General features: G+C 62.0%; 23 protein-coding genes and 1 pseudogene. 9 read left to right on the forward strand and 15 right to left on the reverse strand.

From position 1 onward, the window contains the following. Window position 1: 1 nt before the first annotated feature. Both ACM0O9_RS15345 and ACM0O9_RS15350 read right to left on the reverse strand, forming a co-directional pair. Complete coding sequence (locus ACM0O9_RS15345; protein WP_065197335.1) at window positions 2-970, reverse strand: polysaccharide deacetylase family protein; 969 nt, start codon at window positions 968-970, stop codon at window positions 2-4. 103 nt (window positions 971-1,073) lie between these two features. Beyond that, window positions 1,074-1,733 carry a hypothetical protein gene (locus ACM0O9_RS15350; protein WP_171956381.1) on the reverse strand — a complete coding sequence of 220 codons (660 nt, stop codon included), beginning with the start codon at window positions 1,731-1,733 and terminating at the stop codon, window positions 1,074-1,076. A gap of 134 nt (window positions 1,734-1,867) precedes the next feature. On the opposite strand from ACM0O9_RS15350, the gene ACM0O9_RS15355 reads away from it, so the two are divergent. After that, window positions 1,868-2,548, forward strand: coding sequence for a hypothetical protein (locus ACM0O9_RS15355; protein WP_139726658.1), 681 nt, complete (start codon window positions 1,868-1,870; stop codon window positions 2,546-2,548). Between the two features lie 294 nt (window positions 2,549-2,842). Here ACM0O9_RS15355 and ACM0O9_RS15360 read toward each other — a convergent pair whose 3' ends face one another. After that, the gene (locus tag ACM0O9_RS15360) at window positions 2,843-3,655 is read right to left on the reverse strand and encodes an alpha/beta fold hydrolase (RefSeq protein WP_171956380.1); all 813 of its coding nucleotides are present in this window, start codon (window positions 3,653-3,655) and stop codon (window positions 2,843-2,845) included. A 227-nt stretch (window positions 3,656-3,882) separates the two neighbouring features. Here ACM0O9_RS15360 and ACM0O9_RS15365 point away from each other — a divergent pair, with 227 nt between their 5' ends. Together ACM0O9_RS15365 and ACM0O9_RS15370 are read left to right on the forward strand one after the other, a co-directional pair. Further along, complete coding sequence (locus ACM0O9_RS15365; protein ID WP_235649908.1) at window positions 3,883-4,362, forward strand: nuclear transport factor 2 family protein; 480 nt, start codon at window positions 3,883-3,885, stop codon at window positions 4,360-4,362. A gap of 75 nt (window positions 4,363-4,437) precedes the next feature. Beyond that, window positions 4,438-4,830 (forward strand): XVIPCD domain-containing protein, encoded by a 393-nt coding sequence (locus ACM0O9_RS15370; protein WP_235649907.1) that lies wholly within the window; start codon window positions 4,438-4,440, stop codon window positions 4,828-4,830. A 27-nt stretch (window positions 4,831-4,857) separates the two neighbouring features. On the opposite strand, the gene ACM0O9_RS15375 is transcribed toward ACM0O9_RS15370, so the two are convergent. The 5 genes from ACM0O9_RS15375 to ACM0O9_RS15395 all read right to left on the reverse strand — a co-directional run bounded on the left by ACM0O9_RS15375 (window position 4,858) and on the right by ACM0O9_RS15395 (window position 9,630). Next, window positions 4,858-5,547 carry a hypothetical protein gene (locus tag ACM0O9_RS15375; RefSeq protein ID WP_235649906.1) on the reverse strand — a complete coding sequence of 230 codons (690 nt, stop codon included), beginning with the start codon at window positions 5,545-5,547 and terminating at the stop codon, window positions 4,858-4,860. A 176-nt stretch (window positions 5,548-5,723) separates the two neighbouring features. Further along, window positions 5,724-6,869, reverse strand: a complete 1,146-nt coding sequence (locus tag ACM0O9_RS15380; RefSeq protein ID WP_235649905.1) for a YncE family protein — start codon at window positions 6,867-6,869, stop codon at window positions 5,724-5,726. Window positions 6,870-7,055: 186 nt separating this feature from the next. Next, a complete protein-coding gene (locus tag ACM0O9_RS15385; RefSeq protein WP_235649904.1) occupies window positions 7,056-8,069 on the reverse strand; it encodes an XVIPCD domain-containing protein in 1,014 nt (337 codons plus the stop codon). A gap of 2 nt (window positions 8,070-8,071) precedes the next feature. Then, entirely contained in the window at window positions 8,072-8,707 is a 636-nt protein-coding gene (locus ACM0O9_RS15390) for a hypothetical protein (RefSeq protein WP_235649903.1), read from the reverse strand. Next, window positions 8,704-9,630 (reverse strand): XVIPCD domain-containing protein, encoded by a 927-nt coding sequence (locus ACM0O9_RS15395; RefSeq protein ID WP_235649902.1) that lies wholly within the window; start codon window positions 9,628-9,630, stop codon window positions 8,704-8,706. Before ACM0O9_RS15395 ends, ACM0O9_RS15390 begins: the two co-directional genes overlap by 4 nt. A 214-nt stretch (window positions 9,631-9,844) precedes the next feature. On the opposite strand from ACM0O9_RS15395, the gene ACM0O9_RS15400 reads away from it, so the two are divergent. Then, window positions 9,845-10,714, forward strand: coding sequence for a hypothetical protein (locus tag ACM0O9_RS15400; RefSeq protein ID WP_235649901.1), 870 nt, complete (start codon window positions 9,845-9,847; stop codon window positions 10,712-10,714). A gap of 236 nt (window positions 10,715-10,950) precedes the next feature. Here the strand turns inward: ACM0O9_RS15400 and ACM0O9_RS15405 are convergent, their stop codons facing one another. The 6 genes and pseudogenes from ACM0O9_RS15405 to ACM0O9_RS15430 form a co-directional block, all read right to left on the reverse strand. Then, window positions 10,951-11,559 (reverse strand): hypothetical protein, encoded by a 609-nt coding sequence (locus tag ACM0O9_RS15405; RefSeq protein WP_235649900.1) that lies wholly within the window; start codon window positions 11,557-11,559, stop codon window positions 10,951-10,953. Between the two features lie 73 nt (window positions 11,560-11,632). Beyond that, complete coding sequence (locus ACM0O9_RS15410; RefSeq protein WP_414603828.1) at window positions 11,633-14,980, reverse strand: XVIPCD domain-containing protein; 3,348 nt, start codon at window positions 14,978-14,980, stop codon at window positions 11,633-11,635. Between the two features lie 31 nt (window positions 14,981-15,011). Further along, window positions 15,012-15,644 (reverse strand): DUF1629 domain-containing protein, encoded by a 633-nt coding sequence (locus ACM0O9_RS15415; RefSeq protein ID WP_111188413.1) that lies wholly within the window; start codon window positions 15,642-15,644, stop codon window positions 15,012-15,014. Between the two features lie 374 nt (window positions 15,645-16,018). Beyond that, the gene (locus tag ACM0O9_RS15420) at window positions 16,019-16,663 is read right to left on the reverse strand and encodes an imm11 family protein (RefSeq protein WP_414603827.1); all 645 of its coding nucleotides are present in this window, start codon (window positions 16,661-16,663) and stop codon (window positions 16,019-16,021) included. 87 nt (window positions 16,664-16,750) lie between these two features. Continuing rightward, window positions 16,751-17,387: pseudogene (locus ACM0O9_RS15425) on the reverse strand (DUF1629 domain-containing protein). 207 nt (window positions 17,388-17,594) lie between these two features. Beyond that, window positions 17,595-18,236 carry a DUF1629 domain-containing protein gene (locus ACM0O9_RS15430; protein WP_235649897.1) on the reverse strand — a complete coding sequence of 214 codons (642 nt, stop codon included), beginning with the start codon at window positions 18,234-18,236 and terminating at the stop codon, window positions 17,595-17,597. A gap of 194 nt (window positions 18,237-18,430) precedes the next feature. Here ACM0O9_RS15430 and ACM0O9_RS15435 point away from each other — a divergent pair, with 194 nt between their 5' ends. Together ACM0O9_RS15435 and ACM0O9_RS15440 are read left to right on the forward strand one after the other, a co-directional pair. Further along, window positions 18,431-18,646, forward strand: coding sequence for a hypothetical protein (locus ACM0O9_RS15435; RefSeq protein WP_170272467.1), 216 nt, complete (start codon window positions 18,431-18,433; stop codon window positions 18,644-18,646). Window positions 18,647-19,133: 487 nt separating this feature from the next. Then, complete coding sequence (locus ACM0O9_RS15440) at window positions 19,134-19,502, forward strand: hypothetical protein (RefSeq protein WP_049449348.1); 369 nt, start codon at window positions 19,134-19,136, stop codon at window positions 19,500-19,502. 910 nt (window positions 19,503-20,412) lie between these two features. On the opposite strand, the gene ACM0O9_RS15445 is transcribed toward ACM0O9_RS15440, so the two are convergent. Further along, window positions 20,413-20,892, reverse strand: a complete 480-nt coding sequence (locus tag ACM0O9_RS15445; protein ID WP_088435688.1) for a very short patch repair endonuclease — start codon at window positions 20,890-20,892, stop codon at window positions 20,413-20,415. A gap of 17 nt (window positions 20,893-20,909) precedes the next feature. On the opposite strand from ACM0O9_RS15445, the gene ACM0O9_RS15450 reads away from it, so the two are divergent. From ACM0O9_RS15450 to ACM0O9_RS15460, 3 genes are read left to right on the forward strand one after another with little or no spacing between them, the layout of a single operon-like run. Beyond that, window positions 20,910-22,487, forward strand: a complete 1,578-nt coding sequence (locus tag ACM0O9_RS15450; protein WP_106466889.1) for a DNA cytosine methyltransferase — start codon at window positions 20,910-20,912, stop codon at window positions 22,485-22,487. A 25-nt stretch (window positions 22,488-22,512) separates the two neighbouring features. Then, entirely contained in the window at window positions 22,513-24,648 is a 2,136-nt protein-coding gene (locus ACM0O9_RS15455; protein WP_235649896.1) for a sigma-70 family RNA polymerase sigma factor, read from the forward strand. Window positions 24,649-24,691: 43 nt separating this feature from the next. Next, window positions 24,692-26,149 (forward strand): ATP-binding protein, encoded by a 1,458-nt coding sequence (locus tag ACM0O9_RS15460; protein ID WP_235649895.1) that lies wholly within the window; start codon window positions 24,692-24,694, stop codon window positions 26,147-26,149. Window positions 26,150-26,151 lie beyond the last annotated feature (2 nt).

The following is a 26,151-nucleotide window of genomic DNA, read 5'->3' on the forward strand; positions in this document are numbered from 1 at the left end:
CTCACTCCGAATCAACCTTGGCCAGCTTCATCACCCACGCCGGCACCCCCGGTTCGCTGGCGTAGAAGTCCTTCGGCTTGTTCTCCGCCATCGCCCAGCGATGCAGCCAGCTCGGGCCATAGCGGCCGTTGTAGCCTTCCGCACCCCGCGCATACGCCGGGTCACGCATCGCTTCGTCCAGTGAAATGAAGCGATAGCCGCGGCGCTTCGTGGCCGCCACCAGTTCGGCAAGGGTGGCCGCATTGAGCTCGTTGGCGTGCATCAGCCACACCTGCGGCAGCGCGTACCCCAGCAGCGCCTGCGACTGCTTCTCGTAGTAATCCAGCTTGTTCAGCATGTACGGCACGTAGCCCTTGCGCAGCTGCGCCAGCGTCGCGTCGCTCGCCGGCGAATCCGCCTGCTCGTTCATCACGTTGGCATAGGCGAACGCCCACACCCATTCCCCGTTGTCCACCGTCACCGGTGCCACGCGATAGCCATGCTGCTTGAAGAACGCCTCCATCTGCACGCGCTCATCCGCGGTGCGCCCGGCCCGCAGGTAGGGGTGGCGCATCCACTGTGGCGCCTGCCCCTTCTCGGCCAGCAGCGGCCGCAGCACCGTTTCGCCGCGCAGGAAATCCTTCTGGAACGCCGCCACGCCTTTCGCATTCAGATCCATGTGCGAGTACGTGTGGTTGCCCAGCACATAGCCAGCATCGCGCCAGTCGCGCAGCATCTGCACCCGCGCCGGCTGCACCTGTCCATTCACCTCAAGCTTGTTCTCATTGACGAAGCCCACCACCGGCACGCCGGCCTCGCGCAGCTGGGCCATCAACGCTTCGTGCCGCGCCTGCAGATCCGGCGGCACGATCTGGTCCAGCCGTGCCCATGGCAGATCATCGATGGTCACCGCGATACGACGGTCCACCTCGGCGGCGTGTACGGCCAGCGAACACAGCAACAACGGCAACGCACGCAGCAACAAGCGCATCGGGTCTTCCCTAGAGTGGCGAGGCGTCGACTGTAGCGCGATTGCCGCGCGCCGCCGAGCGTGCGCTCTGCATGTCTCGGATCCGGTCGGCCGCGGAGGCCCGTCAGGCCACTGCCGATCGTGCCGCCCGAACCCGCACGATTGCCCGCCACAGGGAGATGCCCCCCACCATCGTCGCCATCAGCAACGCTACCAGCACCAGCGCCAGGTCGTCCGGATTGCGCATCAGCGTTGCGTTCTCGCGCGCCAGGATGTGGAACACCACGGACTGCGCCTGCACCAGCGGGGTATCGCCCTCCGCCACCAGGTCCATCAGGCATGCCGTGGGTGACAAGCGCGCCACGCTGTTCCATGCGTTCTCGTACAGGTGCAGCGTCCACCCGGCCAAGCACAGTGCGCCGCCATGCAGCAGCAGCAGCGCCACGTTCGCCGTGCGCAGCCCATCGCGCAGCCACAGCGCGCGGCTCGCGCACACCGCCATCGCACCCAGCAGCGCCAGCACGATGCCCGCCAATGGAATCCAGCTCAATGGCTGCCAGTCGTCCAATGCACCGGCGCGCGCCATCACCTGTTCGGCCATCTGCAACCGCGCCTGCTCATCCGGGCCACCGCACGCCGCGGTGATCGGCTCCAGCAGCAGGTCGACGCGGCAATGGAAGAACCCGGAAGCCAGTGCAACGGACAGCAACGCGACCAGCTGCAGCATCAGCAGGATCGGCCCCTGCCCACAGATGCGGCGGATTCGGGAGGTGGCAGCGCTCATCGGTTCATCCATGACAGCAAAGAGCCATCCTAACCAAGCAGTTCGCACGTGTCGGCTGGCGGATGCGACACACACCACGCAGCGCCGTTACGATGGCACGGTTGTTTGAATGCGAATTTTCCTTGGTATTCCCGATGGTGATGCTGTACCTGATCGTACGAACGCTGCTGCCCCTGCTGGCATTCGTGCTCGCGTGGTACCTGCTCGCGCGCCTGATCGACGCGCGCGTCGCCCGGCTGCCACGCGTCCCGTTGAACCTGCCGGCGCACAGCAGCAGCCCGCGCAGGAAGGATCGGCGCATCTACGCGCGCAAGCTGCGGCGCAAGCCGGGGCTGCGCACGGCGACCCGCGCCGCCGCCGCGCCGCGCAGATGGCGCCTCGCCGCAGCTGTCCTGTCGATAGGCGTGCTGGCCGCCACTGTGGTCGCCATCCCCGATGGTGCGCGCTTCCAGGTGATGGTGGGCAATGTCATTGGCTACCCGGGAACCATCATCGAGGTGCGGGTTCCCGCAGCAGCACAGCCTGTCGTGCTGCAGGCATGGCGCCCCGTACTGGCACACCTGGGAAGGCCCGTGGCGATGCGCTATCCGATTGCTCGCACCGGCGGCGAGCATGAAGCCCATGCGGTGGTGCCCACGCAGGTCCGTCAGCAGGGCGACCAGCTGCAGGTGGCCATCGCACTGCCGGTGGACAGCGAAGTACTGCGTGCCGAACTGGCGCGACAGGCAGGATTGCCGGTCGAGGCGATCAACGTGCAGAGGCGCGACGTAGCGCCATGGCGGGAGTCGGGCTGGCGGCCACTGCCCGGCCCCTAGCGCCGAGACCATGCTCGGCTGCCCTTTGCCCCTTTCCCCGAACGGCACGCGCTGCGCGCGCCAGCCGAGCATCGGCTCTGTGCTACGCCACGTCCCCACCCGGCCTGTGAATCACGACCCACGCGGCAGCTTCGCCGCCCACATGTTGTCCACCAGGTTCGGATACCGCCGCCCGTTCTCCTCGGCACGTTGCCGTGCCGCCGCCTTCTGCGCATCCGACAGCGGTTGCGACGTCTGCCCCTTGGGCCTGGGCTTCTTCCACGGGGGTGTCTTTGGCTCGCGCATCGCCGCAGCTTACCGCTTCAGGAAGTTCAGCAGCGCCAGATTGAAGCGGTCGGCGTGGCTGGTGTTGCAGCCGTGCGGTGCACCTTCCAGGATCACCACTTCGCTGCCCTCAATCGCCTCATGGGTGCGCTGGCCGGAGCCCTCGAACGGCACGATGGCATCGCTGTCACCGTGCAGGACCAGCGTCGGCACCGAGATCTTCTTCAGGTCATCCCGGAAATCGGTCGTAGCAAACGCCTTCATGCAGCCCAGCGCCGCCGCCTGGTCGGATTGATGGCACAGCGCGATCGCCGCCTGGCGCGTGTCTTCGGTCACCATCAACTGGCCGTTGGCGCTGAAGAAGTCGCGGGTGAAGCCATCGAAGAACGCTTCGCGGTCCTTCTCCAGCCCGCTGCGCATTTCATCGGCCTTGGCCTGGGTCAGTGGACCTTCCGGATTGTCGTCGCTGCGCAGCAGGAACGGCGGCACAGCGGCCGCGAACACCACACTGTGCACGCGATCCTGGCCATGGTTGGCCACGTAGCGCGCCACCTCGCCGCCGCCCATCGAGAAACCGACCAGAGTAACGTCGCGCAGGTCATGCTCCTCGATCAGCCCCGCCAGGTCCGCCGCCAGCGTGTCGTACTCATAACCTTCGGCCGGCTTGTCAGAGCGGCCAAAGCCACGCCGGTCGTAGCTGATCACCCGATACTGGGCGTCGCGCAGGATCGCCACCTGCGTCTTCCAGGCATCGGCGGACAGCGGCCAGCCGTGGATCAGGATGACCGGGCGGCCATCGCCACCCGTGTCTTCAACGTGCAGGCGGATGCGGGAAGCAGGCATGGGCGCTCCTGTGGAAGGGAAGGAGTGCAGGCTAGTGGCCGTCACCTGTGGCGGCTGTGAGGGAATCCCGGTCGCTCATGACATCCCCTGCACAGGCAACGGCCTCAAGGCTGGAACCGGGCCGCCAATATGGGCATTCATTCCGTGGCAGGGCCGTTTCGTCGGAAGCCGGCTGCAGTGGCCCAAACGCCATGCGAGCCTGCGTGAACCCTCCCTGGAGCCTCACCATGCTGCTGCTCACCCTGCCCTTGCTGGCCGCCGGCCTCGTTGCCACGCCAGCGCCCGCCGACACCCTGCGCGTGCAGATCCGCCACGCCGATATCCAGCTCTTCGCTGCGGCCTTCGAGGCCTGCGATGCCGACAAGGCCGCCGCGATGACGACCGACGACATGGAGTTCTTCCATGACAAGGATGGCAAGTCGGCCAGCAGCCGCGAGGACTTCCGCCACAGCGTGGCCAACCTGTGCAGCAGCGCGCGCGAGGGTGGCTGGCAGCTGCGCCGCGAGCTCGTGGAATCTTCGCTGCAGGTGTTTCCGCTGCACGATGAGCGGGCGCTCGAAATCGGCGACCACCGCTTTTACGAGCGCGGCAAGGACGGGGTGGAACGCTGGACCGGCCAGGCCCGCTTCATCCAGGTCTGGCGCCGCGTGGACGGGCACTGGCTGGCCGAACGGGTGATCAGCTATGACCATCGGCCGGCGGACTGACCTTTCCGGCGCCCTTCACCGGCCGGATCTATACTGGCGGGGTTCACCCCGACCCACCGCTACCGTTCGATCGCCATGGCAGAATTCACCCCCAACCACCCCGACTACGGCCTCAACCAGCAGATCCGTCAGGGCGTGGCCGCACTGGACGCCCAGCATGGACGTCCGTTCGACCAGACCAGCGAACGCCTGACCGCCAGCCTGACCGTACTCGCCCGCGAACAGGGCCTGCAGCAGGTCGACCACGTGCTGGTCAGCAACGCCACGGCCCAGCACCCGGCCGGACACAACATCTTCGTGGTGCAGGGCGACCCGGCCAACCCGGCGCACCTGCGCGCGATGATGCCGACCGCGGTAGCGGCGCAGACGCCAGTGGAGCAGTCGATGCAGAAGTTGGGGTTGGGTGCGCAGCCGCAGGTCGATGTGCAGGCGCACGAAATGCAGAATCCTGCGCCTCGGATGGGGTAAGCAGGCGCGGAAGCGGTTTCTCTCCCGCTATTTGAACTCTGAAACGAACAGGCCTTCCCGCTTCAGAACGTCTCTGGCCTGGGTGACATAGCTGCTCACCGTAAGTCGATCCAATGGAAGCATCTCGCCCTGCTTCTTCGCCGGCAGCAACCTTCCCGCCTGCTGAAGACGGAATGCCTCGTGGTCCTTCTGGATGTTGATGGATGACACCTTTCCATGGACCTTCAGCAGCTCCAGCACGCACACATGGAAGACCTGTGGCCTGCATTGCGAGATGAACTTCTCAATGGACATCTTCGGGTCGACGAAGTACGGCTTGAACCGTTTGAAGAGTCCCTTCCTTGCACCGTCCTCCAGGTTCTTGATGTAGGCATCCAGCGGAACGTCGATGTTCGAGAGATCATGGATGTACTGGTTTCTGATCTCTGCAACGGCCTTGAACATCGATTTCTGTTCACTGTCGATGATGTTCATCTTGCGCAGAAAATTGATCCTCACTTCCTGCGCAAGATTGCTGATCACATCGAATATCAGCGGCTCGCGCAGGGCATCGACGACGGCCCGCGTGAAAACGGCCTCGACGAGCTGCGCCAGCTTCGAGATGAAGCTCCACGAGTCTTCCTCTTTGTAGAGTGCTACGGCGAATCCCTTCGGTATCGCCAGCTCTTTGTTCAACCTTTCAAATGCGAGCTCGACGAACGCGGTATACGTACTCATTGGATAGCCTCCCCTGGAAGGCTGATGACGCTACATGTACCGCCCCACTGCAACAAGCGCTGCCCCTGCTTTTGCAACACTTCCTAGTCCAGCGTCATGCGAGCCGCACAAACGGATGAGGCCCGCTCCACGGCCGACGGCCGAGGACACGGCCCTCGTCAATCCAGCGCGAATGCTTACAACTGGATGCGTGCCACGCTCTCGTCAGCGCCCTTGTCATCCTTCTCGCCGTTCTTGATGCTCACGAACAACACGTTGTTCTTCGCATCCAGCGCCAGGCTGTTCGGGTGGGTCGGCACCGTGTAGGTCGCCACCTTCTGGTAGCTGTCACTGTTGTAGGCCGTCACCGTGCCCGCCTCGCGGTTGGTCACGTACAGGCGCTTGCGCGGTGCATCCAGCAGGATACCCAGCGGGCCGGCATCGGTCGGGATGCTGGCCAGTTCCTTGCCGGTGCTGCGGTCGAGCACCAGCACGCGCTGGCCCGGATGCTTGCTGACCAGGCCGCTGCTCTTGGCCTGGTAACCACGCAGGAATTCCGAGCCCTGGTCGGTCACGAACAGGCGCTTGCCGGCCGGATCCAGCGCGATGTTCATCGGCTGCTCGGCGGCGATCCTGTGCTGCGCCACCACCTTGTTCGAATCGGTACCCACCACCACCAGGTCGGCCAGCAGGTTGCTGGTGTAGACGCGCTTGTTGGCCGCGTCCAGTGCCAGGCCCGGCGCCTTGGCATTGCCCAGGCCGTCGATGGTGTTGATCACCTTCAGCGTGTTCGTATCGATCACGAACAGCACGCTGCTCACGTCCGGCTGGCTGCTGTGGCCGGTCACGTACAGGCGGTTGGCCGCGCTGTCGACCACCAGCTCGCGCAGGTCATGGGTGTAGGCGGCCTTGCCGTCCTTGCCGGTCTTCTTCTCCATCAGCTGGATGGTGCCGACGGCCTTGTTCTGCGCGGTGTCGACCACGGTCACCGACAGGTCCACGGTGTTGCCCACGTACAGGCGGTTGTGGGCGTCATCCAGCACCACGCCGAAGGCTTTGCGCTCCAGCGGGATGCGGGTTTCCACCGCCAGCGTGGCCGGGTTCAGGCGCAGCACCTGGGCCGGGCCGGCGTCATCGCCGAAACCGCCAGAGGAGGCCACGAACACGGCGTTCTGCTTCGGGCTGTAGGCCAGCTCGTACAGGCCCTTGGCCACGGCCTGGCGCTGTACAGCGGCGGTGGCACTGGCGGCGGGTGCGTTGTCGGCGAACGCGGAGGGCACGCCGAGGCTGAGCGAAACGGCAACGGCCAGCGCGGCCGAGCGGAAGAGAGGAATACGGAACATGCGAGCGTCCTTGAATGGGCACGGGAAGGTGTCCTGGCTCGCTGGGCCGTACTGCGACGGCCCGCCCCGCATCTGTCTGCGCGGGGTGGGCTGGCTGGGGTTGCGGGGGGAATGGTAGCAGGTGGGGGGCGTGGCGTGCGCCGGCGCGGGCATGGCCAACGCTCGACCTCGATGCTGCGCCCGCCGCTATCCCATCCGTGGGCCGTGGCTCTGCTGAAGCTGCTGCTCCTCCTGCAGGCGCTGCGCGTCTCCCTGCCGCTGATTCTGCTGCAACTGCGCGACCCGATCGAACGAGGCCTCCACCGGTGCCTGCGCAGCCACCTCCGCCGGCATGCTGGCGCGCTGGTGTGCCGGGTCACTGCGGTCGCCCTGCACGATGAACAGCTTCGGTGCGGTATCACCGCGCTGCTCGCCCAGAACCACCTCGTCCACGCGCGAGAACTGCTGCTCCTTCGACAGCGCGAGCAGGCTGGCGCTGACATTGCCGTTGCGCGCCCCGAAAGCGCCGAGGTCGGCTACCTGCTGGTGGATCTGGTTGAGGCGGGCATGATCGTCGTGCGCCGGGTCTGCGGGCGTGCCGCTTGCCGCGAGCGTACTGTTGCCGCGCCACTGCTCGCCGTTCTCGGTGAACATCCACTCGCGGAAGGTCTGCTTCGGCATCGGGTTCCACTGCACCTTGTCCAGTTCGCTGCCCTTCACCTGCTGCGGAATGGCATTGACCGCGCGGATGTTGTCCAGGACCCTGGTAGCGCCCTCGTAGTTGGTGATCTCCCCGGCCAGCCCGACCGGGCGCAGCCCAGCGTGGTTCAGGGCACCCCATGCGAAATCGGTGCAGGCGTTGGAGAAGAAGTCGTACTCCATGTCGAAGCCGTGCTTCTTCGGGTTCGCCGAGAACTCGAGGATGCGGTCGTACTGCGCCTTGCTGATCTCGATCGTGCGCTCGAAGCGGGGTTTGTCGTAGACCAACACATCCATGTCATCGACTTTGCCCCTGTTCGGCTCGTCCTTGGTGCCTGCGTGGGTGAAACCCATGCTCTCCGGGAAGGGTTCACCCGAACGGCGCAGCGACAGGAACATGTGCCCCGCGAACGATGGCTCCAGCAGAAACCTGTTTCCCTCAGCATCACGGCCGTAGCGCGGCGTGCCGGGGGCCGCCAGATGAATGGTTACGCTGTAGCGTTCGGCATCGTCCTTGTGCATGTCTACTTTCCTAGTGATTGGTAGCCAACGATCAGTTCTGCTTTCAGGCCTTCCAGCCGGGGCCGATCCTCCACAAGGTCCACCCGCAGAACGTAGCGCCCGGGTGCAACGCCTCCGACCTGCGCCAACTGCAACGTGCGATAGAGCACCTCTTCAGAGTACAACCCGGCCTCGGCCAAGCTGTTGATGTCCACGCTCCCCGTGGTCAGGTCTGTTACCACGCCATCGTCCCCGATTTTCTGAGAATCGCGTCCATCGCGAGTACGCTGCCAGAGCTGCACAGGACCAGGTGCACTACCATCAATACGCTCCAGGCGCAGCCGCGTTGGCAGCCGTCCGTGAGTGATCTTCTCCGAAGCATCCAGCAGCCGTCGCGCATCGGTATCCTGCAGCCGCAACCCGATGTTCAGGATCGGAATGGCCGGCTTCTGGGGCGCCGGCAAATCAAACGTGACCTCGGCAATCCGACCGGCCTTCTGCAACTGCACGGCCCGCGTGAGCGGCACAACCGTGCGGGCCTCGGCCTGTGCGCGCGTCAGCAGGGACGGCGCAACCTCAGGCGCTGGTGACGCACGGCATGCCGCCAGCGCGCCCAGCACCGCCAGTACCACCAGCCCCCGCCGCAGTGGCCGCGTCATTGCTCCTTCAACCGCAGCGAATCGGCCACATCGGTCTTGGCCGCCACCTCGGTGGCGATGCTGGCGCGGCGGTGCCCTGGGTCGTTGCGGTCGCCCTGCACGATGAAGATGCTCTCGGCGGCATGGCTGTTCTGGGTCGGCCTGCTGAGCAGCACGTGGTCCACGCGCGAGAGGTTGTTCTGCTTGGCCAGCACCAGCAGGCTGGCGCTGATGCGTTGGCTGGCGGCATCGAACGGGCGCCCATGCGCAGCATCCAGCTCGGCCACTTTCTGGATCAGCTGCGAGAACAGGCGATGGTCGGGATGCGAAGGGTCCAGCAGCGTACCGGCCACTTCAATCGGCGTCGGCGGCGGCTCATCGCTGGCACGGTCGCCCTGGCGATGATGCTCGGCCTCGCGCTCGGGCATCGCGTGGTGGGTTTCGGCATTCAGGTCGCTGCCCGGGAACGGCGCGGCGATGCACTGGATCTCCGGCAGGTTGAACAGCACCGCGAACTCGCCCAGATTGCTGCTGCCATCCAGCGGCGCCGGCAGCGGATGCAGCCCGGCGTAGTGCAGGGCCGCCCAAACGAAGTCGCTGCAGCGGTTGATGGTGGCCGGGCGATCCACATCGAATTCGAACTCGGCGGGTTCCTCGGCGAAATCACGCAGGCAGCCGTAGTGCTCCTCGGTGATTTCCAGGGTGCGGCTGTAGTACGGGTCCAGATGCTCGTCGGCATCATCGTGGCGCACCTGCGCGTACTGCACGCCGGTGGGGGTTTCGCCCGGCGCCTGGCGCGGCGGCGCGAAGCCGTAACTGTGGGCCTCGTCGCCCGCGGCCACCTGCAGGTACATATGGCCGCGCGGCGAGATGCCCCCACTTTTCAGCGGGGTGCCGGGCGCGGCCAGATAAACGGTTACGGTGTAGCGTGTTGCCTGCTCCATGCCTGTTCAGCCTTGATGGGTGCTGCGGTCCTGGGCGGATGATGGCATAGGTGGATTGGGGGGCAGGTGGAAGAAGAGAGGACGCCGATCGCGACTTGCCGAATATGTGAGCCAGCATGCAGTAATGACCCCGCGGTGGCCGCGGTCTCGGCTGCGACTGGAGCTTGCCATCCCACCGTTCTATAGTCGTTTCGATCATGCAAGGGAATCGACCATGAGCAGAGCACCGGCTTGCCGGCTTGCCTCCTTCGCCCTGGTGGCCGTGCTGAGCACCACCGCCTGCGCGAAGGCCCCATCCACGGAAAAGGACCCGAACGGAACCCCCATGTCCGAAACCGCAACCAGCCCACGTACGGTGGGCGGACAGACCTACACAATGCAGCCGGTGGAAGCTCGGCTTGGCCCGCACCGCTTCATGTTCCCGGCCAACCTCTACTACAACCAGACGGGCCCCTTGGCCGATGGGGGCGTCATGCTCACTGTGTTCTGGCCTGATTTCGATGCAGCGCCTCCTGGTGATCGCCCGGTGCGCAGCACGCAGGACAGCCGGCGGCAGGTACTGGTCGAGCTTAGGTACATCGATCGCGTTCCCATCCAGAACTATCTGGCACGCCGGTCCAGCAGTGAGGCCACCAGCGCGCCGGGGTCGCTGGAGCGAAGAGACCCGGTGGAGAATCTTGCGCTACGCGTTGCACAACCCGAGCGATGGGGCCTGACGCCCTATGCGATCGACCCATCGTTGATGGAAGCCTATGCAAAGGAGTCAGAGGCTGCGCTGGGCAGGCCTTACGTGCACAACCCGGGGATGGAGCCAGACTGGTATGTGGCCCGCTCGGCGGAGGGGCAACTGACAACGTTCATCAGCTGCGACCCGGCAGATCGCATTCCTGACGGACTTGTAGCTCAGGGAAAGACACTTGAACGCGTCGGAGAAGGCCAGATCGCAATGTGCCGCCATTCCATCGTGGATGTGGGCGACAGCATCGCCATCGAGATGAACTATGCACGCGTAATGCTGAGCGACTGGCAGCGTCTGGAAACCAGCGTGCGTGATCTTCTGGAACGGTATCGCGTTCAGCCGTGAACGATGGAGGTCCGGGCGCTCTTCATTCGGGTCGTACAGTGGCTTCAACCCGGACAGGGACCCACCGAGGGTCATCACAGCCAAAGACGCTTCTGCGCAGCTCTCCTCCATCATGAGCCTGCGTCTACGCAGTCCAGTTCGGAGAGGGAGACCGATGAATACGATCCCCGTCTATCGGCAGAATGGCGAGCTGACTTACCCGTGACACTCAGCGTACCGGCGGTGGCGAGGCTGCCTTATTTAGGCCTGCGCAAGTAAGCAACCAGCAGTTCCGGCTGGTACGGCTCAAGCTGTGGCAGAGGGGAGTGCAGTTGCACTTCAACCCGGCATCGGCCCGGCGACGGATTGCGTGCCCATGCGAAGGCCAGCTGTGCATAGTTATCATCGGGTCGTTCCAGCCCAGCATTCTGCAGCGCCAGCACGTCAACATCGTCCAGCCACGCATTTGTCACTCGACCATCAGCGGGGATGGGAATTGTTCTGGCAGGTTCCCCAATGACCCATTCCAGCCGGTGCAAGGGCACGTCCTTCCATCCACTCGATTCCAGGCGCTGCATGGAAACCTTCGCCTGGAACCCGGACGCCCGAACATCGGCCAGTGCCCAAAACGCCGCGGTGTTATCCGTGCGGTCAACGCGAATGCCGATCATGAGCGTTGGAGAGGAATTTTTGCTGGGAGCAGCCACATCGAACTCGACCGTCAATGGTGCATCCATTGACGAGGTGGGCATGGCTCGCACAAGCGGCACCAGATCCGGACGATGGGCCTCTGCTATCGAGCCTTCGTCGCGAGCCGCATCGGGCCGGCACGCGGTAGCCAGAAGAACGAGTAGTGCTGCGAGCATGCATATCCGGCGCATTCCATGTGGCGTCATCTTCAGTCCTCCGTCCAGGTCGCCAGTGCAGTGCATGCCCTACTCATCCCCCGCTCGCCGCACGAATCTGTATGTCGTGCTGCACCCGCTGGTCTTCCAGCTGCTGCTCCATCTGGTTGGCAATGGCACGTTGGTTTGCCTCGCGGCTGACCGCATCGAACTGCTGCAGTGATTCCTCCACCGATGTCTGCGCCGCCAGCTCAGTCGGCATCGCAGCGCGCTGATGGGCCGGATTGCTCGGTTCGCCCTGGACCACGAACAGCGTGTGCCCTGCCGGGTGTTCGTGCGTGGCGTTGCTCACCAGCACATGGTCCACCCCTTCCAAGTCGTTGTCCTTGGCCACCACCAGAAGGCTGACGGTCATGCGTTCGCTGACTTCATCGAAGCTGCGACCGTGCTTGGCGTCCAACGCTTCCACGCCCTCGCGGATCTGCTGATACAGCGCATGATCGGGATGGCCGGGCTGCGTGGGGTCCTGCACCACCCGGCTCGGGGCCGATGCCTCATCCGGTGCGGGCGCGGCTGGCTCGGGGCTTGGCGCTATCGTGGGCGCGGCAGTAACAGTGACAGCCGCAGTGACGGGCTGGTGGTCATCCAATGGAGCCGTTTCGGGCTCTGGCACGTGTTGTGCCGCTTCCTGCTCCAAAGGCCATGGATCGCGCGCAGGCTCAGCAGGCAGCGGCTCCTTGAAGGGCACCGGTTCACTCTCCTGCACTGCCATGTCCTGCTTTGGAGTGGGAGCAACCGCAGGTGCGACCATCTGCTCCGGTTCCAATGCCTGCTCTGTGCGCTGCGTGGGCATCATCTGCGTTGCCGCATCCAGAGGCGCGGCGACATGTGGCGTCGCGCGCTCAGGTGCGGCCGGTTGTGCCTGCATCGGCCCAGCGGGCTCCGGCGTCTGTGAGGCGATACGGTTTTCGGTAGGCGCCTCGCTGTTTGGATGGGGCTGAGGTTGGGGCTCCGCCTCACGCCGCTGTGGCTCGCGACGCTGCTCGGCGTGCCGCTGAAGCTCGGGCTTGTCCTGGGGGGCGGGCGTAGGCGGTGGCGTGACCCCTATCGCGGGCGGCGCTGCCGCCACCGCCGCAGGCGCGATGGGTTGCGCAGTCGCCGGCTCTTCAGGCCGCACTTCCACGTTCCCATCCTGCTCGGATGGCTTGTCGCCATGTGCCACCTGCGCGGCTGCTCGTGCAGCCTGTCCTGCATCTACCTGCGCAGCACCCAGCCGATTTGCCTCCTGCAGTGCCTGCCGGTACGCCTCCTGCTCACCCGCCGACAGCGCTGTAATGCGTAGCTCGGGCGAGTCGGGCAACGGCGCCTGCTCATTGGCACGCGCGCGCACCTCATTCCATGCGGCCTGCAGCTCCTGCGTGCTGGTGGTCGCGACGGCGCGCGCCACGCCATCCTGACCCACTTGGTAATGGGTGATGGGCCGGGACGCGCCCGCGTTGCCCTCGGCTACAGGCCCCAGTTCTTGCAGCGTGGGACCCGTAATGCCGTGCTGCTCGCGCGTGCGTGCCGTGGCCAGGGCAATGGCCTGCTCCCACGCCGGGGTTAGTGCGACGCCCGCAGCGTAGTAGCTGTGGCGCAGCTCGTTCTGGTTCACCTCCGCCGCAGACGGCAGCGGCCGCGATTCCAATGCGGCAATGGTCTGGTTGAACTGATCGAGCGACGGCTGCTGGATGGTGCGGGTCAGCTCCAGCTCCAGCGCCATGTTGCCCTGCGCGATCTGGCCAGCATGGCTCCATTGTCCTGCTTCATCGCGCTGGTAGAGCTGGTTGTCCGAGCCCTGGATGGCGTCGGGCCTGGCACGGGCCTGCTCCACCGCCTCCGGCACCAGCGGCACGAAGTCACTTGCGCGTGTAGCAGCACGGGTCTCCAGGTAGCTGGCGGCAATCGCGGCCTTGCCGTTGGCGATGTTGTTCTCGATGCGCTGCACCGCCTCGCGATTCAACTCGTTGGCGCGTTCGGGGCTGGCGGTCTGCGTCTCATACACACCCCGGTCGTTGGCACCGGACACACCGATCTTGACCTGCCGCGTCCACTGTTCGGTCTGCGCATCACGGTGCCAGTTGGGATTGTCCAGACGGCCCTCGCCGTCCTTCGCCGGGATGCTGAAAGGATCCTGCGGCGGCGGCGCCTTGCCCAGCGCCAGCTCTACCGCTTTTACATGGGCGTATGCGCCCAGCTCGCGGGCCTTCTCGTAACTGGCACCCACACTGCGCTCAGTCGGATTGCCCAGGCCGTCGCCCGCGCTGTCCATGACCGCCTGGCGCTGCCAGTTGAGGCCATTGAACTGCCATGTGACATCGGCCTTGTCGGTCTGCTGGTAGATGGCGCGGTTGTCGAGCAGATCGGCACCCTTGTCGAACGCCTTGCTCATCAGCAGCGCATCGCCCGCGACGATGGCCGCAGGGACGAAACTCGACGTGCCGATCAGTGATGCGGTGGCCATGCCGCCGATCCAGCCACCGCCGTTGCGTGCCAGAGCGTGGGTGAGCTCGGACTGGGCGGCCGTGCCGTTGCCTTCTTCCAGCAGTTGCGAGGTGCGGCGGGCGGTGATGACAGCGTCGGCGCCGGAGGCGAGCAGGCCGCCGGAGCGGATCAGTTGGCTCGTGGAGGCTTCGCCGAGGAGGAGGTCCAATGTCGCACCGCCTTGCTGCGAGCGCGGGCTGCGAATGCGATGCCCGGCCTCCTCGCCGAGCACGCGCTCGACCGTCTGGATACCCGGCTCTGTCAGAACAACTCGGCCACCGTGGTGGGCATTGGAAATGGCAAGCGACAGGCCGCTTCGCTGCAACTCAATGTTTCCACCGCGAGTCAGTGGCTTGGCGTCATACTCGATTCTATTGAGCGTAGTCACGATACCACTTTCGGAATGAGTGACAGCCACCCAGCCAAGGTCGACCCCGGTGAAACCTTTCAAGGCTTGAATCTGAGCGATATGCCTTTGGTGGTACTCAGGAACTCCGTCAAAAAAATCCCGGATTCGTTTGTTCGTGATCGCAGGCGTGCTTCCCAGCGGAGTATTCGTGTTGAGATCGCCGTTGATCAACCCGACCTTGACGGTGTCTCGCAATGCTTCTACACGTGCCATCACTCTATCGAGGGCGTCAGAGTCATTCAGCAGCGCGGCCTTACCGTCTCGCGTTCTCTGAATCTCGTTCAAGCGCCGAATCATTCCGTTCTGGTATTCACCCAACGGTCCGCCACTGTGAGGCGTAATGCCCATCGCATCTGCATAGGCAGGGTTTGCGGGGAGGAATAGCCGGTTCTCTTGGGCGTGAATATTGAATCGCCCGGCCTCCTGCAGCTTTGCGAGCAATGGGCTGTGCCTCAGCGTCTGCTGCTCAATCGCGTGATGGTCCTGCAAATGAGTGGAATGTCCAGCCACAAATCCTCCTTGACTCAAGCATCGCCTGGTCTCAGCAGTTCACCGCGTCATAGAACCACAGACCGTTGGACGTACCGCTGGCGATCAGTCCCGCGGCTTCGACCGCCTCCTTGAAAGTGCGGTCGCAGAAGACACCTTCGTAGTAAGGGAGCCGGAATACGTGAGCATCGCCGATGACCTCCCGCTTGAACGCCAAGCGGACGTCGCCAGTCAGATCGTAGTATTTCCCCTCTTCATAGTCGTCACTAACGATGATCTTCAACTGGGATGCTGCCTCATCCAAGGCATCAATGGTTCTGATGACATCGCAAAGGAAATAAGGGCCACCCATTGCTCCATCAGCGAGTCGATAGTCAGTCTCCCTGAACGCAAAAGCTCCTGGGTCCACGGCCGCCATCACCTCGCGGAGACGCCCGGAAACGAGCCAATAGCCGCTCATCCCAGCTTCAAGATCCTCCGGTGGCCACCCTTCGCTTGGGTAATACACTAGGCGCGGGGTCTCGCGCAGAGGCGGGAAGCCCCCCTGATCGGGACGCAAGAGGAAATTTGGAGGCGTCTTCAGGGAAGACTCGTTCTCAAAAACGACGCCATGCCCTTTGCCGCGCCGTCGAGCATCTGGGCGCAACTCGAAGAACTCGCCCTTCTTTGGCAGATTCGAATTCATTGCTTGTCTCACCTCAGAATCAATCTAAATAAGCGTGCCAAGAGCTTATCAGAGGGTGTCAGCCTTCCATGCCTTCTTCGAGTCATCCCCGCGCGCTCTCAGCCTGAAGTCCCCTCCACCGACATAGCGCACTACTGCTTCTCTCCAATTCCTCTGGCCGCTCTGAAGTACCGATGCGACCTGACTCTTACCGCTCTGCCTTCAACTCAAGCACTGAATAGGCATGACTGCTTTTTAAACCGTTCTGCACCGGCAAGCAATCGGACAAAAATGAAATCGATCTTGAGTTCGACTACCGATCCCGTTCCATGAGACGCGCCGCAGCCGTCTTCAATTTTTACATGCGGATTATGCTTAGAATGACGCGCGCCATATCAGACATTGGCTGCGTCCTTGAACCTCAGGCCACGCATTTCACACTCGCTTCCAATTGCCGCAGCGCGTATGGCATCCCGGACCATGCGATCGCAGTAGACAAGATCGCCGGAATACGGGCTCCTGAAGACATGACTGTCCCCGATTACGTCCCTCTTGAATGCCAAGCTTGATCCGCCACGAAGGTCGTAGAACTTTCCGCCCGGATAGCCCTCATCGACGATGACCCGGAACTTCGATGCTTCCTCATCGACGGCATCCAGTTCGCGAGCAACCTCGCACAGGTAGTACGTTGGGCCCTCTGTGCCGTTCGGAAGCACGTAATCACACTCCACGAACTCAAACGCAACGGGATCTATTTCGGTGAAGGCCATCTTGAGGCGCTCTGATACCAACCAGTAGCCACTCATTCCTCCCTCGAGATCCTGCGGTGGATCCCCCAGCTTTGGTTCGAGAACCAGGCGCGGTCTCTGCGCCAGAGGAGGGAAACCACCTTCTTGAGGGCGGATGATCAGCCTGGGTGGCGTCAGCAGTGCGCCCTCATTCTCGATCTCAACGCCATGCCCTCTTCCCCTTCGGGTCGTGTCGGGCATGAGCAGATAGAACTCGCCGGGCGCAGGCTGATTACGTTCTAACGTGGGCATGTGCTTGTTCCCTTCCGAATTTGAGGCATGTACCGCAGTCCGCATACTTGCAGCATCGGTCACGAACTTGGTGCCGATGGAACCGACTCAGCAGTTCACCACATCTTCAAACCAGAGCCCGTTGGATCTCTTGGCCGTGACGATGCCGGCAGCTTCCACCGCATCCTTGAACGTTAGGTCGCAGATAACCCCGCCATGGAAGGGCAATCTGAACACATGAGCCGAACCCAGCACTCTACGATTGAACGCCAACCGGGCATCGCCGGTCAGGCGGTAGTATTTCCTTGCCTTGTACTCATCTCTGATCACGATTTTGAGCTGGGAGGCTTTCTCATCCAAGGCATCCAGCGTGCGGACCACGTCGCAAAGGAAGTAGGTTGGCCCTTTTGAACCGTCTTCCAAGCGGTGGTCCAGCGAAAACGAACGCGTCAGGGTCAATCTCTTCCATGACCTGGCGCAAACGCTCGGAGACCAGCCAGTAGCCGCTCAACCCGCCTTCCAGGTCCTGTGGAGGGACACCCTGCCGCTCCCTATAGACCAGGCGCGGGGTTTCACGCAGTGGAGGGAAGCCACCGGCTTCGGGTAAGAGGATCAGCCTGGGAGTCGCAAGCAACGCGTCCTCGTTTTTAAAGACCACCCCGTGACCCTTTCCTCTACGGGTAGCATCCGGTCGTAGCTTGAAGAACTCGCCCTTGCGCGGCTGATGGGTGGAAGTTGATCCCATGCTTGTTGTCTCACGCTGTAAATGTGAATCGAGATTGCTCGAAGGCTGCTACGCGGACCTTCCACCGCACGAGGCAGCCCTGGTGTTCGGCAGCAACTACAACCTGGAGCTGGACCATGGGCAGTGGCTACAGCCGGGCGCACCTGACTGAATCGGGCGGCCGTTCGACAGCCGGAACTTGTCTGCCATCAGCTGTCTCCCCCAAGGTCAGATTTCCGCAGCATCCACGAACGAGATGCCGCTATCCCGAGGATTCGTGGGAAGCCCCGCCGCGTGAACTGCATCAACAAACTCGCGGCTCGCGATCACGAAGGTGCTGAATGGAGTCAGGAAGACATGCCCATCTCGCACCACCTCAGAGCGAATGGCCAGACTCGCCCCGCCTGCAATCGAATAGAACTTTCCGTTGACGAAGTCCTCATCGACCTCGATATCCAGCCTTGAACGCTCCTCGTCTATCGCGTCCAGTTCACGCACCACGTCGCACAGGAAACGCCGTGGCATAGCTGTGCCATCGGCCAGGCGGACATCACACTCAGCAAAGTCGAACGCATGCGGATCCACAGAATTCATCACCTGCCATAGCCGTTCCGAGACGAGCCAGTACCCGCTGAAGCCGCCCTCCAGGTCACGCGGCTCAGGGCCCTTGGAAGCATCGATGACAACGCGTGGCTTCTCGCAAAGCGCCGGGAAACCCCCATTGTCCGGACGGAGAATGATGCGCGGTGGATCGAGCAACACCGACAGGTTCTCAACCTCGGCGCCCCGGAAAGGACGGCTGCTTTCCAGATCTGGTGAGAACAAGTAGTACTGGCCCGCTTGAGGGCCTTGGATGGGGCTTTGCTTCATCTCCTGCGTCCCTGGATTCGCTTCAATGACACCGCAGATGGAGCTTACCCCTCTTGGCATGGTCGTTTCGAGGCAGCGACAGGCTCACGGTTTCCGCTGATGCCGCCCAGTGATGACTGAGAGGCAGATTCTGCCCTCCATCGCATCCTCTGAGATGGAGGCAGACCATTCTCCCTCCCCCACTGAGGATGCCCATGACCAAGATCGACCCCGCATGGCTGGAAGCCTTCGACAAGGAGCTCCTCCGCCTGTTCGCCATCGACCATCGCGATGCCGGCATGGATGAATACCTGCTGGGCTGCTACACAGACCTTCCGCCGCGTGAGGCTGCCCTGGCGTTCGGCAGCGACTACGACCTGGAGCGCGACGATGCGCTGTGGCCTCGGCCGGGGGTGGCGCTGCAAAGTTAAGTTGTGTCGCAATCGGCACGCTGCGCGAATGGGGCATGTGGGCTACGTGTCGCTTTTGGGATCCCGAAGAGCTACAAACCGTGCTTTTCAATGCGCATTCCGGCGATAACTTAACACCGGCCGAAACCACCGCACCGCAAGGGTTCTGCCACGCCTGCTCCATGCAACAATGCCGTAAGCGTCAGCATTTACGGCCTCTGCGGTCTACGGTTTCTTGGCATCTCGCAACCATGCGAGTACACCTTGGCATGCCACCGGAAAAGGGTGGCGCGGGGTTCGAAAGCCCGCTCAGTAACCTTGTGTTTTGCGCTTGTCAGCCGGCGTCACCTTTTGGGTGGCGCCGGCTGGCAATCCGTTCGCGTTCCATGGCGGGCGGTGCGTGGGGGTCCTCGGACCCACCGGCTTGGTTACTGTCCGGCTTTCGAACCACGCACCGTCCGCCGCCTCTATCGGTGGCGTTGCTATCTGTCCTGTACGGAGCATTGCCATGAACACATCGGACTTCCGTTCCCTGCACGCGCAGTACGATCCGGACAACGCCGAACCCGAGCGCGAACCATCCGTCGATCCCAACGCCTTCGTCGCCACGCTACACCGCATCGGAACCGGTGCAGCGGCGGACGGCCAGCCTTGGCCGGAGCGGCATCAACTGCCTGGGCGCTGTCTTCAGCTGGCGGATGCGGATTGCGCGCTGGCGGGTCTGCGTGTGGTGGCGGAGCTGATGCTGGCCGCAGAGCGGACCCGGCAGAACGGTGCGCCCGAGGAGTACCTGGGGGACCGGGTTATGGAAGGGTTGAAGATGGCGTGTGTGGCGTTGACTGCGCAGGTGACTGAGCGGTTGCACGTGCGGGAATAGCCCAGTTGGACGTGGCCATCTGCAGCGTGACTGCTGGTCACCCACGCCCTATCGGCGGACCGTTCGCCTTCTGGTTCATTCCCTGTCTGCAGAGCGTCCAATGAAGCCTGTGATCCATGGCGCTGTGCTGCTGGCGGCGCCGTCTGCCACGATCGCCAGCCGGCATGTACCCAAGGCAGGCCCGGAACTGCGTACGTTTCGAAAGGTGTCTGACGCTGAATTTGCTGTAATGCGCGAGGAAGCCGCCCGCGCGGTACGCGGGAGGGAGGTACTTCGAGATCAGCTGTCACGGCATACCCGTGATGTTGGTGGATAACTCGCTGTAGCAGCTTGTAATCGTGCTGTATGCGAATAGGCAGATTGATGTTCCGTGCGTTGTGCCGCTGCTATCGCATTGCAGTGGGCGGATTGTGGCGCAGTAGTGGCCACTAGTCCTGAGTGCGTAAGCATGCTGGATGAGCTCCCGTCCGGCCTCACCTCCATGAACACCCACGACGCCAGTCTGGCCTTCCGCGCGAGTGAGATGCCCCCAACCCCGCTCATCTTCCTGCTCACGGGTCGATGAAGTCTGGGTCGACCAAGCTCTATCAAGGCTCTGGCGGCCGCCTGCCCGGCTTGCCTTCTGCGGCACGAAACAATCGGGCATGATGCCCCAGAGGCTGCCCCATGCGACTCAGGCATTCGGCAATCGCCCCTATCGCCATCCGGCGCCACTAAAGAATCAGCGATAGGGGCTTCCACCCTGGTATGATTCCGTCAGGCGTCGGGGGGCGCGGCTCAGACATTCAGATCGGAGCACTGAACCCTGCCGCAGACAGATTGGGGCCGACATCCTGGATCAAAAGCGACCACCCTTTCTGAACGCGAAAATGAACAAGGGAGTGGTCGAAGGCAGATGGATTTTTCACGGTTAATCGCTATCCAAGTTTCCACAGATTACTGTGCCATCGCTGGCCAGGATCTCTATTCCCTTGCGATCACTGGATATCCACTCCGAAAGGCAATCATTCGCGACACTCGAGTCGAGTCGGATAGCGCACTCCCATACAACTGCCACGCGCCAGCTCATGTCCAGAAGCGACCTGACTACTGCCAGGTCGCGCTGTCGATTGGCGGAGAGTTTTGCATCCCAGAAGGCTGCTCGTGTCTTCGGCAGTCTGAAAAGAGGGCAACCCTCATGGCGATGCCAGAAGCACCCGTGTACGAACACCGCCGCCTTCCATTTCGGAAGCACAAGGTCAGGCTTTCCTGCGAGGCCCTTCGTATGAAGTCGAAAGCGGAAGCCGCGCGCCCAGAGATGCCTTCGGACAGTGACTTCCGGCTTAGTGTTCCTGGCCCTGATTCTTGACATCAGTGCTGATCGAACAGCCTGGCTCATCACATCAACCATCTAGCAGAGACTCCGTCTTGACAGCAGTACGCAAGCCCATCGGTGTAATTGATATCTTTGCCGGCCCCGGTGGCCTGGGCGAAGGGTTCAGCAGCTTCAAGCCCGATGAAGGTGCCAAGTATCCCTTCGAACTCGCGGTATCCGCTGAAATGGAGAAGTCTGCGCACTCGACTCTCCGTCTAAGGGCCTTCTATCGCCTTCTCATCCGGCAGGAAGGCCAGGTCCCGCAAGAGTACTACGACTATCTGGATGAAATTGCGAAGGGCGACGCCCTTCCTCCGGCAGCACACTTCGGAAACGGTCGATGGAGCGACCTGTGGGCTGAAGCCGAGCGAGAGGCACTCAACCTCACCTTGGGAGAAGAGCGGGACAATCAGGCTCTCTATTCACGGATCAACGAGGTCAAGGATAGGTACGAGAAGATGATCCTCATCGGAGGCCCCCCGTGCCAGGCTTACTCCGTCGTAGGCCGGGCTCGCCAGCGGAATGTGGAGGGGTTCTCCTCAAAGGGCGACAAGAAGCATTTCCTCTACAAGCAATACCTGGGTCTTCTTGACGAGTTCTCACCCGCTGTCTTCATCATGGAGAACGTCAAGGGAATCCTGACTTCCAAGGTTGGCAACAAGGAGATGTTCGCTGCAATCATGCGCGATCTATCCGACCCTGCTGCAGCCCTGAAAAGGGAAAAGAAGGGGGGGAAGAACGGGCATCGCTATGTGCTTCTTCCTATCCACGTTGAGGCGAATCAGAAGCGGACCAGCGAACTTGTCGCGGAGGATCCGTCTGCATTCATTATCAAGTGTGAGAACCACGGAATTCCACAGGCGAGACACCGGGTCATCATCATGGGTGTCCGGGAAGATCTTCTTCCCGATGGAATCGAGGACTTGCCCGGCCTCAATGCTGCAGAGCCGGTCAGTGTAAAGAAGGCCCTCGAGGGACTTCCCAGGCTGAGAAGCGGACTGAGCCGCAAACAGGACGATCCCGAAGAATGGCGGAAAGCCATGGAATCGGAGAGGGATCGCCTGGTGCGGATTCTGGACAAATCCCATCCAGAGTTGATCGAGAAGCTCAGCTCGATTGTTCCATCCGGCGGGCTTCCGCGCGGCTCGATCAAGTACACTCAGGAAAGCAATCCTTACGTCAAGCAGCTCAAGAGCGACTCGCAGCACTCCGTGCTCAACCATGAGACTCGGGGACACATGAAATCCGACCTCGGGCGCTACCTCTTCTGCGCGGCATTCGCGCGCGAGCACGACAGATCACCGACCAGCCGTGACTTCCCAAAGAAGCTCGCGCCTGATCACTTGAACTGGGAAAGTGGTTCGTTCTCGGATCGCTTCCGCGTTCAGCTCAAGGGCAAACCTTCAAATACGGTGACCAGCCACCTTTCGAGAGATGGTCATGCGTTCATCCATTGGGATCCTCGCCAGTGCCGAAGTCTCACTGTCAGAGAGGCCGCTCGGTTGCAGTCGTTCCCGGACGACTATGTTTTCCTCGGCAATAGGACTCAACAGTTTGTACAGGTCGGAAATGCAGTTCCGCCTTTGATTGCCAGACAGATCGCCCGAGTCGTGTGGTCGATACTCAGCTAGGCAAAGGGTTCAACAGGGGGAACCAATGAATCAAGGGGAAATGGAGCCCCTGGGCTCTGCAGGTACCCGGGCTGGCAGTGAAGCCAGCGCCGGGGACAAGCGGCAATCATCGCTGAAGCCGCTCCTTCGACTCGCCGCGCTTCGCGGCGATGCGGAGTATGTTCTGCGCTACCTTCAACTCGGGGGTGACGTAGAGGCACGCGACCAGCAGGGGCGGACACTACATATGCTTGCCGCTTCCAAAGGGCATCTGGATCTCTGCCGCCTGATTTCGGAGCATGCTTTCGAAGTTCAGCGGCTTGCAGTCGAGAAGGCTGACGATTCAACAGTCGCGCTGGACAACCTCTGGAGCAATGAACGTAATGGTGAGGCCGAGGAATCTGCTCGAACGCGAGCCACTGATTCCATACGGAACTCCTCTCACGACGGTGCTGAATTCGAATCCGAGTTCTTTGCCACTTGGGAGGAAGAAGTTGCGACCGAAGCGCCGCTGGAGGATCCTTCGCTTCGATCGACAATACAGATTGTGCAGGACGTGATTTCCAAGCACGTAATTGTCGATAACGATGAGGATTGGAATGACCTGGCGAAGCTGCTCCCAAGTCACGCCGAAATTTCACTGGTCCGGGAGCTGAATCACAGCTCGACCCATGGACTCTTCGAAGCGCTAGTTCATCGCGCCCAGATGGAGGGCAACTTCAATCCTCTTGACCTTGAGGTCATCTCCCGTGAGATTGAAGGCGATGAGAGGGGCGATGTATTTCGCCAGCTCACTGTCCTTATGGGCCAGATTGATGCTGTACCGGAAGACGATGATGAATGGCTACCTCCTCTGTATCTAGAAAAGGATAGCGAACCAGCATCGGACAGCGATATCGGTGAACTGGAGCAGTTCATGCAGGATCTCGCGTCGATGACGAACGATCCCTACTTCCACTTCGCAAAGGTTGCCCAGTCGTCTGTTCTGCTTGACCGTACGGGCGAAGAGCGAATTGGGATTCTGCTGGATTTGTCCCTGAAGGATGCGTATCGCGCCATCGCAGAGAGCCCGCATGCTGTCGCGTCGATAGCACGCCTAGCCACAGACTTTGAGCGGGGTCGCCTCTCAGTCGGCCAAATCAGCCACATCAGCAGCGAAGACGTTGAGCGCGCCAGCGATCTTCTCGACGCCTCGGATGACGCCGATGATGATCCAGCCCCGGCCCGACCCGTCAGCGGACTCAACCTTAGCGACATGCTGGAAAGCGCACGCTGCAGATGTTTCGCCTCCCAGGAAAATCCAGACAACCAAGGTCTTGCTAGGGATGCATTGGCCGCTGTATGTGCGCTGGAGCTGACCTCATCGACCGTTAAACGGTTTGACAAGGAGTTCAGGGCAGCTGGGTGCACAAGCGTACTACTGCGTAGAGCGGTGCAGCGTCTGTCGCGCCTTGAGCTCGAGATGTTCCATGCAAACGTTCGACTCGCAGTGCACGTGGCAGATAGCCACGCGTGGAGCACGCTGCCACGCATGGATCGCATTCAGGAGTGCCTGATAGGCCTGCTCAAGGCTATCGACAGATTCGATTACGCAAGGGGCAACAAATTCTCCACGTATGCGATGTGGTGGCTGAAACAGTCCGTTGGGCGGGCCATCGGAGACACAGCGCGTGTCATAAGGTTACCCATACACGTCATGGAAAGGGTCAACAAGGTTTCAAAGGCAGTCAGAGTCCTCCGTGAAGACTCATTAGATGACGTGCGCGCCGAGGACATCGCAAAGGCCTGCGATCTATCAGTCGGGGATGTAGCAAAGTTGCTGAATGTGGCGCACGATGCGGTCTCTTGGGACCAGCAGGATGAGACAGCGGATTTGGTCCTCGCCACTCCAGATACGTTTCAGCCGCCTGAGGAATTCACTGATGGATATCTGCGTAAGCGAGCGATCGATGACTGCCTAGGTGCGCTTGGTTCAAGAGAAGCTGAAGTCATTCGACATCGGTTTGGATTGATCGACGGCAGCGACAAGACATTGGAGGAAGTTGGCCAGATCTTTGGCGTGACACGGGAACGCATACGTCAGATTGAATCCAAGGCACTAAGACTGATGCGCCACCCTTCGCGACGTCTCAGGGAGTTGGTCAATGGAAAGCCAGAGGCTGACGATGCAGCAGAACAGTAAAGGTAGGCCGCAAGGCCGAAATGCTCCCCCCAGGGCTGACGCCATGGTTGAGGCACTGCGCGGCCTGGGCTACACGACGGCCACGGCGCTGGCAGACTTGGTGGACAACAGCATCTCCGCTGGCGCCGGCCATGTAGAGATCCGGTTCAATTGGAATGGCGTAGACAGCTGGATATCCATTGCAGATGACGGCAGAGGTATGAACGATGCTGAGCTGTTCAGCGCAATGCGCCTCGGTGACCGCAACCCCTTGGACGTACGGGGGGCCTCGGACTTGGGTCGCTTTGGCTTGGGACTCAAGACAGCATCGTTCTCACAAGCCAGAAGGCTGACCGTACTGAGCGTCAAGGATGGTCAGTCGAGCTGCCTGCGCTGGGATCTGGATGTCTTGGCTTCAGATCCTGACGGCGAGTGGCACCTTCTTGATGGACCCGAGTCGTCCTCCGAGCCACGCCTCGGCCAGCACGCTGCGCACTCATCAGGGACGGTAGTTCTGTGGGAACAACTCGATCGGATTGTCACTGAAGGCTTCACAAGCAGGCATTTCCTTGATCTCATTGACGACGTGGAGCGCCACCTCGCAATGATCTTCCACCGCTATCTTGATGGCAGCGGTCCCGGCATTGAGCTGCGGCTCAACGGGAAAGCAGTGAGACCATGGGACCCATTCCTGTCATCGAATCCGGCAACTTGGAGGTCACCCGAGTCGAGCGTTGGCGAAGGTGGTTTGAGAATCACCAGCCAAGCCTTCGTGCTGCCCCACAAGGACCGTCTCAACGACAAGGCCTACGCTGAAGCGGGCGGAATCGAGGGATGGTCGAGTCAGCAAGGCTTCTACATCTATCGTGGACGGAGACTGTTGGTTGCAGGCAGTTGGCTCGGCTTGGGACGCGGACGCTCTTGGTCCAAGGACGAGGCTCACAGGCTCGCACGCATCCGGCTGGACCTGCCCAACGATCTTGATGCGCAATGGAAGATCGACATCCGCAAGTCATCCGCTCATCCTCCCGCTGCACTGCGGGATCAGCTCTACCGCTTGGCCGAAGACGCGCGCGACAGGGCGCGCAAGGTATTCCTGCATCGGGCGCACTCAAATTCATCGCTGGGCCGCCGCGACGAGGTTGTATCCGTATGGCAGTCCAGAGAGACGGCGACAGGGCGACGTTACCGCGTCGACCGTACACATGCAGCGGTGAAAGAACTGCTGGATGACGCAGCGTACGGCACCAAGGTTGAAGCGATGCTGCGTATCCTCGAGGAAACTATCCCCGTACAGAGGATCTGGCTTGAAGCTGCAGAAAGCGGAGAGCATGCAAAGGGCGGATTCACAGGGGAGACTGACGACTCAGTTCGAGAGGTTCTCAACGTGATCTACCGGAGCTTGGTTGAGAAGAAGGGCATGTCGCCGAGCATGGCCAAGCGGCAACTTCTAAGAACCGAACCCTTCGATCTGCACCCAGAGCTGGTCAAGAATTTGCCGGACAATATCTCCAAGGACTGAAG

This window comes from Stenotrophomonas sp. FR012, assembly GCF_047520565.2.
In the GTDB taxonomy this organism is placed as follows: domain Bacteria; phylum Pseudomonadota; class Gammaproteobacteria; order Xanthomonadales; family Xanthomonadaceae; genus Stenotrophomonas; species Stenotrophomonas sepilia.